This is a genomic window from Streptomyces aculeolatus, assembly GCF_020400605.1.
Lineage (GTDB): Bacteria > Actinomycetota > Actinomycetes > Streptomycetales > Streptomycetaceae > Streptomyces > Streptomyces aculeolatus.
The window spans coordinates 90,180-103,007 of sequence record NZ_JAINRD010000015.1; the positions used below are offsets into that span (position 1 = coordinate 90,180).

General features: G+C 71.9%; 9 protein-coding genes and 1 tRNA gene. 6 read left to right on the top strand and 4 right to left on the bottom strand.

From position 1 onward, the window contains the following. Positions 1 to 3: 3 nt before the first annotated feature. The gene (grpE, locus tag LG396_RS23665; RefSeq protein ID WP_018843205.1) at positions 4 to 795 is read right to left on the bottom strand and encodes a nucleotide exchange factor GrpE; all 792 of its coding nucleotides are present in this window, start codon (positions 793 to 795) and stop codon (positions 4 to 6) included. After that, the gene (gene dnaK / locus LG396_RS23670) at positions 792 to 2,660 is read right to left on the bottom strand and encodes a molecular chaperone DnaK (protein ID WP_037750346.1); all 1,869 of its coding nucleotides are present in this window, start codon (positions 2,658 to 2,660) and stop codon (positions 792 to 794) included. The genes grpE and dnaK overlap by 4 nt, the downstream gene beginning before the upstream one ends. A gap of 413 nt (positions 2,661 to 3,073) precedes the next feature. Between dnaK and LG396_RS23675 the strand changes: the two genes are divergently transcribed. The 5 genes from LG396_RS23675 to LG396_RS23695 all read left to right on the top strand — a co-directional run bounded on the left by LG396_RS23675 (position 3,074) and on the right by LG396_RS23695 (position 11,553). Continuing rightward, the gene (locus tag LG396_RS23675; protein ID WP_225796281.1) at positions 3,074 to 5,374 is read left to right on the top strand and encodes a (Fe-S)-binding protein; all 2,301 of its coding nucleotides are present in this window, start codon (positions 3,074 to 3,076) and stop codon (positions 5,372 to 5,374) included. Between the two features lie 217 nt (positions 5,375 to 5,591). Beyond that, the gene (locus tag LG396_RS23680; protein ID WP_225796282.1) at positions 5,592 to 7,127 is read left to right on the top strand and encodes an FG-GAP repeat protein; all 1,536 of its coding nucleotides are present in this window, start codon (positions 5,592 to 5,594) and stop codon (positions 7,125 to 7,127) included. A 178-nt stretch (positions 7,128 to 7,305) separates the two neighbouring features. Further along, entirely contained in the window at positions 7,306 to 8,778 is a 1,473-nt protein-coding gene (locus tag LG396_RS23685) for an FG-GAP-like repeat-containing protein (protein ID WP_225796283.1), read from the top strand. A 136-nt stretch (positions 8,779 to 8,914) separates the two neighbouring features. After that, positions 8,915 to 10,405 carry an FG-GAP repeat protein gene (locus tag LG396_RS23690; RefSeq protein WP_225796284.1) on the top strand — a complete coding sequence of 497 codons (1,491 nt, stop codon included), beginning with the start codon at positions 8,915 to 8,917 and terminating at the stop codon, positions 10,403 to 10,405. A 263-nt stretch (positions 10,406 to 10,668) separates the two neighbouring features. Beyond that, positions 10,669 to 11,553, top strand: a complete 885-nt coding sequence (locus tag LG396_RS23695) for a Yip1 family protein (RefSeq protein ID WP_037750334.1) — start codon at positions 10,669 to 10,671, stop codon at positions 11,551 to 11,553. A 15-nt stretch (positions 11,554 to 11,568) separates the two neighbouring features. Here the strand turns inward: LG396_RS23695 and dcd are convergent, their stop codons facing one another. Then, positions 11,569 to 12,144 (bottom strand): dCTP deaminase, encoded by a 576-nt coding sequence (dcd, locus tag LG396_RS23700; RefSeq protein ID WP_018840508.1) that lies wholly within the window; start codon positions 12,142 to 12,144, stop codon positions 11,569 to 11,571. A 23-nt stretch (positions 12,145 to 12,167) separates the two neighbouring features. Continuing rightward, positions 12,168 to 12,338 carry a hypothetical protein gene (locus tag LG396_RS23705; protein ID WP_225796285.1) on the bottom strand — a complete coding sequence of 57 codons (171 nt, stop codon included), beginning with the start codon at positions 12,336 to 12,338 and terminating at the stop codon, positions 12,168 to 12,170. A gap of 202 nt (positions 12,339 to 12,540) precedes the next feature. Between LG396_RS23705 and LG396_RS23710 the strand changes: the two genes are divergently transcribed. Next, positions 12,541 to 12,614: transfer RNA gene (locus tag LG396_RS23710), tRNA-Gly, on the top strand. Positions 12,615 to 12,828 lie beyond the last annotated feature (214 nt).

The window sequence follows — 12,828 nt, forward strand, 5'->3', positions numbered from 1 at the left end:
GCGTCACCCCTCGTCCGGGCCACCGCTGTCCGTCTCTCCCCTGCCGGACTCGCCCTTCGCGGATCCGGAGGCGTCCGGACCCCCGGCGTCCGCGGAGCCGGCGGACTCCGGTCCGCCGTCGTCCGCGTCGGCCTGCTTCTCGTCCGGCTTCTCGCCTTCCTTGCCCTGCGACCCCGACGCGCCCGGCTGGGGCTCCGCCACGGCGACCCGCGCGGGGCGGATCGTACGCTCGCCGATCCGATACCCAGGCTGGAGAATCTGCACGCACGTCGTCTCGGAGACATCCGGCGAGTAGCTGTGCATCAGCGCCTCGTGGATCAGCGGGTCGAAGGGCTCGCCCTCCTTGCCGAACTGCATGAGACCCATCTTGGCGACGACGGTCTCCAGCGACTCGGCGACCGACTTGAACCCGCCGACCAGTTCCTCGTGGTCCCGGGCCCGGCCGATGTCGTCGAGCACGGGCAGCAGTTCGGTCAGCAGGTTCGCGTTCGCGACCTCCTTGACCGCGACCCGGTCCCGCTCCACCCGCCGGCGGTAGTTCTGGTACTCCGCCTGCAGGCGCTGCAGGTCCTTCGTCCGCTCGTCGAGCGCCTTGCGGGTCTCGTCCAGACGAGCCGCAAGCGGGCTGTTCGCGTCCCCGTTCCCGGCGGCGGCACCCGGCCCGGCTCCGTCGGCGCGCCGTGCGCCGGCGGGCGATGCGCCCGCCCCGTCCGGGCCGCCCTGCTGTGCCTCCGCTGTCTTTGCGTCGGTGGGGACGTCGGGCTTCTCCTCGAAGCCCGGGGTCTCCTCCGTCACGCCGCACCGTCCTTGGGCTTGTCGTCGTCCACGATCTCGGCGTCGACGACGTCGTCGTCGGCACCGGCGGGCGCGTCCTTCGGCGCGTCCTGCGGGCCCTCGCCGCCGGCCGCGGCGGCGCCACCGGGCGCCTGGGCGTCGGCGTAGAGCGCCTGACCGAGCTTCTGGCTGGTGGCCGCGGCCTTCTCCGTGGCCTCGCGGATCGCCGCGGTGTCCTCGCCCTTCAGCGCCTCCTTGAGGTCGCCGATCGCGCCCTCGACCTCGGACTTCACGTCGCCGGGCACCTTGTCCTCGTTGTCCTGGAGGAACTTCTCGGTGGTGTAGACGACCTGCTCGCCCTGGTTGCGGGTCTCGGCGGCCTCGCGGCGCTTGTGGTCCTCCTCCGCGTACTGCTCGGCGTCGCGCATCATGCGCTCGATGTCGTCCTTCGGCAGCGCGGAGCCGCCGGTGACGGTCATCTTCTGCTCCTTGCCCGTGCCGAGGTCCTTCGCGGCGACGTGCATGATGCCGTTGGCGTCGATGTCGAACGTGACCTCGATCTGCGGCACGTTCCGCGGGGCCGGCGGCAGGCCGGTCAGCTCGAACATGCCGAGCTTCTTGTTGTACGCGGCGATCTCGCGCTCGCCCTGGAAGACCTGGATCTGCACCGACGGCTGGTTGTCCTCGGCCGTGGTGAAGGTCTCGGAACGCTTCGTCGGGATCGTGGTGTTGCGCTCGATGAGCTTGGTCATGATGCCGCCCTTGGTCTCGATGCCGAGGGACAGCGGGGTGACGTCGAGCAGCAGGACGTCCTTGACCTCGCCCTTGAGGACGCCGGCCTGGAGGGCGGCGCCGACGGCGACGACCTCGTCCGGGTTGACGCCCTTGTTGGCCTCCTTGCCGCTGGTCAGCTCCTTGACCAGCTCGGCGACGGCCGGCATGCGGGTGGAGCCGCCGACGAGGACCACGTGGTCGATCTCGCCCAGATCGATGCGGGCGTCCTTGATGACGTTGTGGAACGGCGTCTTGCAGCGCTCCAGGAGGTCCTGGGTGAGCTGCTGGAACTGCGCCCGGGTCAGCTTCTCGTCGAGGTGCAGCGGGCCCTCGGCGGAGGCGGTGATGTAGGGCAGGTTGATCGTCGTCTCGGAGGACGAGGACAGCTCGATCTTCGCCTTCTCGGCGGCCTCGCGGAGGCGCTGGAGCGCCATCTTGTCCTTGGCGAGGTCCACGCCGTGGCCGTTCTGGAACTGCTTGACCAGGAAGTCGACGACGCGCTGGTCCCAGTCGTCACCACCGAGGTGGTTGTCGCCGTTGGTGGCCCGGACCTCCACGACGCCCTCGCCGATCTCCAGCAGGGAGACGTCGAAGGTGCCGCCGCCGAGGTCGAAGACCAGGATGGTCTGGTCTTCCTTCTCCATGCCGTAGGCGAGGGCCGCGGCCGTCGGCTCGTTGACGATGCGCAGGACGTTGAGGCCCGCGATCTCGCCGGCCTCCTTGGTCGCCTGACGCTCGGAGTCGTTGAAGTACGCCGGGACGGTGATGACCGCGTCGGTCACCTTCTCGCCCAGGTACGCCTCCGCGTCCCGCTTCAGCTTCTGCAGGATGAACGCGGAGATCTGCTGGGGCGTGAACTCCTTCTCGTCGATCGGCTGCTTCCAGTCGGTGCCCATGTGGCGCTTGACCGACCGGATGGTCCGCTCGACGTTGGTGACCGCCTGGCGCTTGGCGACCTCGCCGACGAGCACCTCGCCGTTCTTGGCGAAGGCGACGACGGACGGCGTGGTCCTGGCGCCCTCGGCGTTGGTGATGACGCTGGGTTCACCGCCCTCGAGAACACTGACGACAGAGTTCGTCGTGCCCAGGTCGATGCCGACCGCACGTGCCATGTTGTCTATCCTCCGGACTCGGATGCTCTGCCTTGAGCTGGTCAGGCTCAAGAGTGCCACGGCGACCACCCCGGGCGCAATTCACCTGAGTCGGCTCGACTCAGGTTTCGTGCGTCCATGCAGGTGGGAACTGGTTTTCGGGCCACGGGCCGGCCGCCCCGGCGCCGCCGGGAGCGCGACGTACGTCACCGGCCGGGCGGCTTCAGGGGGCCGGGGGCGCCCGGGTACCCTCAGGCGGAGAAGCGATAAGTTACCGCTTAGTAGTAGCTGGGTAGGCCGGGTACAGGGCATGCAGCGGCACGTACGCGGTACGTACGCAGCACGCCGACGGAACACACGCAGCACGCACGCAGCAGTCCACGCACGCAGCAGTCAGAGCAGACACGCAGAGCAGACTGGCCGAGGAGCCCTCCATGCAGCTCGCCGCCATCGTCGTATCGCTGGTGATCACCGCGGTCGGGACCGCGCTCTTCGCGCGCGCCATCGGGCAGATCATCAGCTTCGTCAAGCTCGGCAAGCCCATCCCCGCGGGCAGCCGCACGAACGACCCGCTCGCGCGCAGCATTACCCTGACCAGGGAGTTCCTCGGCCACACCCGGATGAACCGGTGGGGCGTCATCGGCTTCGCCCACTGGTTCGTCGCCATCGGCTTCCTCACCCTGGTGCTGACCCTCGTCAACGCCCTGGGGCAGTTGTTCGTCGCCGACTGGCTGCTGCCGGTGATCGGCGACTGGATCGTGTACGAGCTGTACGTGGAGTTCCTGGCGCTGATGACGACGCTCGGCATCCTCACGCTCATCGTGATCCGGCAGCTGAGCCTGCCGTCGAAGGCCGGCCGCAAGTCGCGCTTCACGGGCTCCACGATGTGGCAGGCGTACTTCGTCGAGTACGTCATCCTCGTCATCGGCATCTGCATCCTGGTGCTGCGCGGGCTGGAGGGCTCGCTGCACCACGTCGACGGCTACGAGGCCGCCTACTTCGTGTCGTACCCGATCACGGCCGCGGTCGACGGGCTGAGCACCGGCGCCGTACAGAACCTGGTCTACCTCGTCGCGATGATCAAGATCTCGGTCTCCTTCATCTGGGCGACCGTCCTCGGCCTCAACTTCACCATGGGCGTGGCCTGGCACCGCTTCCTCGCCTTCCCCAACATCTGGTTCAAGCGCAACGCGGACGGCGCGGTCGCCCTCGGCGCGCTCCAGCCGATGGTCTCCGGCGGCAAGCCCATCGACTTCGAGACCGTCTTCGACGACGAGGACGGCGAGGAGACCGTCTTCGGCGTCAGCCAGGTCGAGCACTTCTCCTGGAAGGGCATCCTCGACTTCTCCACCTGCACGGAGTGCGGGCGCTGCCAGTCGCAGTGCCCGGCCTGGAACACCGGCAAGCCGCTGTCGCCCAAGCTGCTCGTCATGTCGCTGCGCGAGCACGCCGCCGCCAAGGCCCCGTACCTGCTCGCCGGCGGCGGCAAGACCGCCGAGGGCGAGGAGAAGGCCACCGCCGAGCAACTCGCGGAGGTGCCGGCCGAGGCGCTCGCCGAGGCGGAGCGCGCGCTGATCGGCACCGCGGCGGAGCAGGGCGTCATCGACCCCGACGTGCTCTGGTCCTGCACCACCTGCGGCGCGTGCGTCGAGCAGTGCCCCGTCGACATCGAGCACGTCGACCACATCGTCGACATGCGCCGCTACCAGGTGATGATCGAGAGCTCGTTCCCGTCCGAGGCGGGCACGATGCTGAAGAACCTGGAGAAGAAGGGCAACCCCTGGGGGCTGGCCAAGAAGCAGCGGCTGGAGTGGACCAAGGAGCTGGCGGCGGACACGGGCATCGAGATCCCGGTCGTCGGCAAGGACGTCGAGGACCTCTCCGAGGTCGACTACCTGTACTGGGTCGGCTGCGCGGGCGCGCTGGAGGACCGGGCGAAGAAGACCACCAAGGCGTTCGCGGAGCTGCTGCACATCGCCGGGGTGAAGTTCGCGATCATGGGCGGCGACGAGAAGTGCACCGGCGACTCGCCGCGGCGCCTGGGCAACGAGTTCCTCTTCCAGCAGCTGGGCGAGGAGAACGTCGCGATGCTCAACATGGCGTTCGGCGAGGACGCGGACGAGGGAGTGACGGTCGAGAAGGCGAAGAAGAAGATCGTCGCCACCTGCCCGCACTGCTTCAACACCATCGCCAACGAGTACCCGCAGCTCGGCGGCCACTACGAGGTCATCCACCACACGCAGTTGCTCCAGCACCTGGTGGACGAGGGCCGGCTGGTCCCGGTGACGCCGGTCGAGGGGATCATCACGTACCACGACCCCTGCTACCTGGGCCGGCACAACAAGGTCTACACGCCGCCGCGCGAGATCATCGCCAAGGTCCCGGGCGTACGGAACGAGGAGATGCACCGGCACAAGGAGCGCGGCTTCTGCTGCGGCGCGGGCGGCGCGCGCATGTGGATGGAGGAGCGCATCGGCAAGCGGATCAACGACGAGCGCGTGGACGAGGCGCTGTCGCTGAACCCGGACATTCTGTCCACGGCATGCCCTTTCTGCCTCGTGATGCTTACGGACTCCGTAAACGGCAAGAAGAACGCGGGAGCGGCAAAGGAGTCGCTCGCCGTCGTCGACGTGGCGCAGCTCCTGCTGGACTCGGTGCGGACGCCGGCGGAGGAACCGCCCGCGGACGGAGCCGCGGCGGCGGAGAGCGAGCCGGAGCCGCAGCCGGCGACGTAGCAGGGACGGACCCGGCAGGAGGCGGTACGCGGTGCCGGCGGCGGCACCGCGGGACACCACAGGCAACCCCCCACGGCGGCCGGCCCCGTGAGCCACACGGGGCCGGCCGTGGGGGTGTTGGCGCAAGCGTTGGTACAACCATCGCCGGGCGAGGCGTGTCGTATGACGCGGGAATGAACGCAACCCGCTCGTCAGACCGTCGTCGGAAGGACCCCCCATGCGCATCCGCACCCTTGCCGCCTTGACCGCCTGCCTGGCCACCGCCGGGACGGCGGCCGTCACCGCCCCCGCGACGGGGGCCGAGGAGGCGGGTGCCCCGGCTCGTACGGCCTCCACGGACAACGCCGCCTCGACCGCCGCCTCGGCCGGTGCCGCCGCCGGCTCCCCTGCCGTACGGGCCGACTTCGACGGCGACGGCTACGCCGACCTCGCCACCGGCGCCCCCGGCGGCAAGGTCTCCGGCCACGCCGAGGCCGGCTATGTCCTCGTCAGTTACGGCTCCGCGGACGGCGTCGCCGCCCCCGCGTCCACGGTCGTCAGCCAACGCACCGCCGGCGTCCCGGGCTCCCCCGCCGCGAACGACCGCTTCGGCGACCGCATCGCCGCCCGCGACCTCGACGGCGACGGCCTGACCGACCTCGCCGTCACCGCCCGCTCCGACGAGGGCGACGCGGCCGGCTCCGTCACCGTCCTGTGGGGCCGCGCGGGCGGCCTGACCGGCGCCGGCGCCGCCCGCGCGCAGGTGCCGGGCGGCGGCGGCCTCGCCCGCGACCTGCACGCCGGCGACTTCGACGGCGACGGCGAGGGCGATCTGCTGGTGCCCAGCACCCGCAGCGACAGCGCCGAGGCGTACACCGTCCTCTACGGCCCGTTCACTCGCGCCGGCGGCCCCGCGCGGGAGAGCGCACTCATCGAGATGAAGCCGGAGGACAGCCTCGACGGCGTCGCCGTCGGCGACGTGACCGGCGACGGCGCGGACGACCTCGTGGCGTTCTTCAGCTTCCAGGGCAACGCCGAGGGCGGCTGGTTCTGGAAGGGCGGCCCCGACGGGCTGACGCGGGGCGACGCCGCGCTGCCCAACGGCGGTTCGCCGACGATCGGCGACTTCGACGGCGACGGCAGGGGCGACCTCGCGTACCGCTCGATCGGCGCGAGCGTCGAGAACTTCCCGTACGACAAGGGCACGGTCAAGGTCGTCTACGGGACGGCGAACGGCCCCAGCGCGACCCGCCGTTCGACCTTCACCCAGGACACCGCCGGCGTGCCCGGCACGGGCGAGCGCGGCGACCAGTTCGGCGCCCGCCTCGCGGCCGGCGACGCGAACGGCGACGGCTTCGCCGACCTCGCCGTGGGCGTGCCGTACGAGGCCATCGGCAGCAAGCAGTCGGCGGGTTCCGTGGTGCTGCTCAAGGGCGGCTCGGGCGGGCTGAAGGCCCGTGGCGCGAAGGCGTTCCACCAGGACACGGCGGGCGTGAAGGGCGTGGCCGAGACCGGGGACCGGTTCGGCGCGGCGCTGGCGTTCGGCGACGTCACGGACGACGGCGGGGCGGAGCTGGCGGTGGGCGCGCCGGAGGAGAACGGGACGGGCGCGATCTGGTCGCTGCGCGGCGCCGCGGGCGGGCTGACGGCGACGGGTTCCGTGGCGTTCAGCCCGGACAACTTCGAGGTGCCCGGCGGTACGGACGCGGGCGCGCGGTTCGGCACCGGCTTCGCGGACGAGGACCTGGGCCACTACCTGATGGGCCAGGAGTGACGGGGGGACGGATGAATCCCGCGAACTAACTGTATAGCGCAGCAAGTTCGTGGAAAGCGGCATGAGCCATACGAAGGGCGGTAGTTCGCACAACCTCGGGTGAACGTCAGGTGTCTCACCGGGTGAGAGGCCCACTGAAGCAGCCGTACCGGTCCGCATCGACGTTCAGGAGACCGACATGCCACGCAGCCGACGCACACCCACGACCGCCACCGCCTTAGCGGCCTCTCTGGCCGTCGTCGGCGCCGCCCTCGCGGGCGGCGCCGCACCGGCGGCGGCAGCGCCCGCGGCCCCGGCCGCCCCCGCGAAGTTCCACGACGACTTCAACGGCGACGGCTACCGCGACCTCGTCGTCGCCGCCCCCTCCGGCACCGTGGACGGCGTGCAGCGCGCCGGGTACGTCGCCGTGCTCTACGGCTCCGCGGGCGGCCTCGACACCGCCGAGCGCAAGGTCCTCAGCCAGTCCACCGCCGGCGTCCCCGGCACCTCCGAGGCCGGCGACGCCTTCGGCGCCACCCTCGCCTCCGCCGACCTCGACCGCGACGGGTACGCCGACCTCGCCGTCGGCGTCACCGGCGAGGACCTCGGCGGCGTCGCGGACACCGGCCGCACGACCGTCCTGTACGGCTCCGCCGGCGGCCTGTCCGGCAGCGGCGCGCAGGACCTCCAGCCGTCCTCCCGGATCGAGGGCAACGCGTACGGGACGGGGCTGGCGGCGGGTGACTGGTTCCACGACGGGTCGACGGCGCTGGCGATCCTGTCGAAGGACCACCTGGAGCTGTACGGCGGCTGGAGCGCGGCCCGCGGCCCCGTACGCGCACAGGCAGGGCACCCCTTCGCCGACTTCCCGGAGCAGTTCACGCCCACCGGCCTGGTCGGCGGCGACTTCGAGGGCGACGGCGCCGACGACCTGGTGGTCACCGGCAAGAAGTGGTTCCTGGAGTACGTGGAGGGCTACTCCCTGTATCTGAAGGGCGGCGGCCCGGAGGGCTACACGCGCTCGGAGTTCATGGGCGGCCCCGTGGCCGTGGCGGGCGACATCGACAAGGACGGCGCCGACGACCTCGCGGTGGGCGACCCCACGGTTCTGGAGCACGACGAGTACGACCTGTCGGGCGGCAAGGTCGAGGTCTGGTACGGGGCGGCCGGCGGGCCCGGCGCGGGGCAGCCCGAGGTGTGGGAGCAGGGCAGCGGGGGCGTCCCCGGGGCGTACGAGATCGAGGACCGCTTCGGCAGCGACGTCTCCCTGGGCGACGTCGACGGCGACGGGTACCCCGACCTGGCGGTGGGCTCCGACGGCGAGGCGATCGGCACCGCCTACGGCGCGGGCGCGGTCTGGCTGCTGCGCGGCTCGGCCGGCGGGCTGACCACGACCGGGGTGCAGCACTTCAACCAGGACACCGCGGGCGTCCCGGGCACCGCGGAGGCCGGCGACCTCTTCGGCTCCGACGTGCGGCTGCACGACGCGGACCGCGACGGCCGCGCGGGCCTGGTCGCGGGCGCGCCGGGCGAGAACGCGGGGAACGGGCTCGCGTGGGTGCTGCGGGCGCGTGGCGGCGGCCTGACGGCGGAGGGGTCGTGGACGTTCGGCGGGGCCGCGCTGGGCGCGGCGGGGGGGAACGCGAGGTTCCCGGAGACGATCGCGGAGTAGCTCCGCGGGTCCATTCCGTAGCCGGAATGCCACTTTCTGTCACGATACGAACCAACTAGCCGTATTCCTACAACCTTTGACCGCGGTACGAGGTCTCCTGATCACCATCTCCGACCGCCCGTCCGGGAGTTGCCGCATGCCTCACCGACTCCGTACCGCACTGGCCGCGGCGACCGCCGCCGCGCTCTCGGGCGGGCTGGTCGTCGCCGGCTCCGGCGCCGCCGCCGGCCCCGTCGCCGGCTCCGGCGCCGTGGCGGCCGGACCTCCGGGTGCGGTCGTCGACTTCAACGGGGACGGGGTGCGCGACGCCGCCGTCTCCGCGCCCGGCGCGTACGTCGCCGGGGTAAGGGGCGCCGGCCAAGTCGTCGCCCATTACGGGACGAAGAACGGCGGCGCTGTCGCCGGCATCTCCGCCGGCCGCGCCGAGCGGCTCAGCCAGCACAGCGCCGGCGTCCCGGGCACCGCGGAGGACGGCGACGGCTGGGGCGGCTGGACCGCCGCCGCGGACTTCGACGGCGACGGGTACACCGACCTCGCCGTCGCCGCCCCCGCCGAGGCGGTCGGCGGCGACGTCCTCGGCGGCACGGTCCAGCTCCTGTGGGGCGGTCCCGGCGGCCTCGGCGGTGGTACGACGCTGGCCGACCCGCGCCCGTACGACCACGACCTCTTCGGCAGCGCCCTCGCGGCCGGCGACTTCGACGGCGACGGCGCGGCGGACCTGGCCGTGGCGTCCACGAGCGCGTCCGTGGACGTCTTCACTGGCGGCTTCGGCCGGACGAAGGGCGACTACGGGGCGTGGGACACGGTCGCGGTGCCGCTGGACAACGGGAAGATCTGGGGGCCGCACGACCTCGCCGCGGGCGACGTCGACGGCGACGGTGCCGACGATCTCGTCGTGGCGGGCAGCGTGGACTGGCAGTACCGCAGCACCTACGTACCGGGCTCGGCGGACGGCCTGACCGGCGCCGGGCAGCGCCCCGTGCCGGGCGGCGAGACCACCGTCACCGGGGACGTGGACGGCGACGGGCGCGCCGACATCGTCACCGGGCTGGCACGCGACGACGCGAGCAACCCCGGCGCGGCACCGGGCGGCAAGGTCTCCGTCACCCTCGGCTCGGCGGACGGCCCCGCCGGCACGACGGAGCTGAGCCAGGCCACCGCCGGCGTCCCCGGCTCACCCGAGCAGGGCGACTCCTTCGGCGGCGGGCTGGCCCTCGGGGACGTGGACGGCGACGGCCACACGGATCTGGCCGTCGCCGCGCCGAACGAGGCCTTGGGCGGCGCCGAGTCCGCCGGCACCGTCACGGTCCTGCGGGGCGCGGCGGACGGCTCCGGCTTCGGCGGCGCGGGCGCGACGCTGGTCCACCAGAACGCGCCGGGCGTCCCCGGCGCCAACGAGACCCGCGACCGCTTCGGCACCGCCGTCCTCCTCGCCGACCTCAACGGGGACGGCTTCGACGACCTGACGGTCGGCACGGCCGGCGAGAACGGCGGCAACGGCGCCGTCCAGGCCCTGCGGTCGCACGCCGCGGGGGTGGCGGCGGACGGCGCGGTGGCGATCCACCCGTCGTCGGTGGGGATGCCGACGACGGGACGCCCGGGGTACGGGTCGGAGTCCGCCGGCTGACGGCGTACCGCCGCGGCGGCGCCGCCGGGGCCGTACCGCCGCCGCAGCGCCGCCGTGCCGCGGCCGCAGAGACCGCCAGGGCCCGGACCTCCCCCGGCCGGGCCCTGGCTCATGCCCCGGCTCATGCCCCGGCACGTACGGTCCCGTAGGGCGGATCCCCTACGGGACGTACCGTCTTGGCCATAAACATCCCCCGTATTCCCGGGCCCCGGTGACCCGGGCGGGCAAGACCAGGTACGTTCGATCGCGTGGCAGGATTCAGAATGGGCCGGGGGCGCCAGCCCCACGGCAGTCGGCAGCAGGGGCGACCGCAGGGTCCGCCCCAGGGCGGCCCGCCGCCCTACGGCGGACCGCAGTACGGCGGTCCCCCGCCGCAGCACGGGCAGGGGCAGGGGCACGGGCAGCCGTACGGCGGCGGCCAGTGGCAGCAGCCCCGCGGCAGCCACGGCCCGGGGCCCGAGTACTACGGCGGCGGCCACGACCCGTACGCCGCCGACCGCCCCGGCAACACCCAGCCCTACGGCGTCGGCACCGGCCCCGGCGACTACGGCCCGTACGACGACGGCCAGGTCTACCGCGCCGGCGATGCGGCGGCCCCGCCCATAGGCCCGCGGCTGCACTGGAAGGACCTGCTCAGCGGGATCGTCTTCCACCCGGGCCGCACGTTCTGGCAGATGCGCGACCACAGCATGTGGGGCCCCGCGCTGACGGTCAGCTTCCTCTACGGCCTGCTCGCGGTCTTCGGCCTGGAGCAGGCGCGCGACGAGGTCCTCGACTCCACGATCTCCGCGAGCATCCCGTGGATCGTCGTCACGGGCATCGCGGTCACGCTCAGCGGCCTGGTGATGGGCACGGTCACGCACACCCTCGCCCGCAACCTGGGCGGGGCGGGCGCGCTGGCGCCGACGGTGGGGCTGGCGATGCTGATCGTCGCGCTGACGGACGCGCCGCGGCTGCTGATTGCGATGTTCGTCGGCGGCGAGGCGGCGTTCGCGCAGGGCGTGGGCTGGCTGACGTGGCTGGCGGCGGGCGTGCTGCTGACGTCGATGGTGAGCAAGTCGCACGACCTGCCGTGGCCGCGGGCGCTGGGGGCGTGCTCGATCCAGCTGGTGGCGCTCCTGGCCCTGTTCAAGCTGGGCACGCTCTGAGGCGCGCCCCCCGCATCAGATGACGGTGCGGTGGAAGTTGAGGTACGAACGCGAGGGCGTGGGCCCGCGCTGCCCCTGGTACCGGGAGCCGTACTTGGCGGATCCGTAGGGGTGCTCGGCGGGTGAGCTGAGCCGGAACATGCACAGCTGCCCGATCTTCATCCCCGGCCAGAGCTTTATCGGCAGCGTGGCCACGTTGGACAGCTCCAGCGTCACGTGCCCGCTGAACCCGGGGTCGATGAACCCGGCGGTGGAGTGCGTGAGCAGCCCGAGCCGCCCGAGGCTCGACTTGCCTTCGAGCCGGGACGCGATGTCGTCGGGCAGGGAGATGACCTCGTACGTCGAGGCCAGCACGAACTCCCCCGGGTGCAGGATGAAGCACTCGTCGCCCTCGGGCTCCACGAGCCGCGTGAGGTCGCTCTGCTCGACGGCGGGGTCGATGTGCGGGTAGCGGTGGTTCTCGAACACCCGGAAGTAGCGGTCGAGGCGTACGTCCACGCTGGACGGCTGGATCATCGCGTCGTCGAACGGCTCGACCCGTACCCGTCCGGCGTGGACCTCGGTCCGGATGTCCTTGTCAGAGAGCAGCACGCCCCGACCCTACCGGGCGCCCGCTACCGGGTCTCGTCCTTCCCCACCGGCACGACGTTCCGCAACCGCGCACAGCGCGGACACCGAACGAGCCCGCCCGACCCGATCCGCCGGGCGGCGCCGACGTTCTGCATCGGGAGCGAGGTGGTGCTGAAGACGTGCCCTTCGGCACAACGGACGACGGTGGTCTCCATCAGGCTCCTTCCCCGTAACGCAACAAAAGCCACACTACGGGACCAACTACCCCACCCCGACGCCACCCCCACCCCACGGTAGCCCCAACTCCCGCCCCCACCCCCCACATCCACCCGGCAACACCGAGCAGCCCCCCGACGACCTCGCCGGGGGGCACGGATACGGTAGAGTGACAGCGCAACGCCCTCCGGGGCGTCCAGCGCGGGCGTAGTTTAATGGTAGAACATGAGCTTCCCAAGCTCAGAGCGCGGGTTCGATTCCCGTCGCCCGCTCCATATCTAATCCCCAGGTCAGCGACCTGGGGATTATTAATTGTCTGGACCAATTGAGAGCCGCGTGCCATTCGCGTGCCATAAGTGCCCGGATAACGCACGGATTTGAATACGCAAGGCGCTCACCGCCAATATGACCGCCTCTCATCTCGCATCGCGAGACGCAATTTATGTGGCCTGCGTCACATCCGCAGGGACCCATCACGTCGATGCAAAG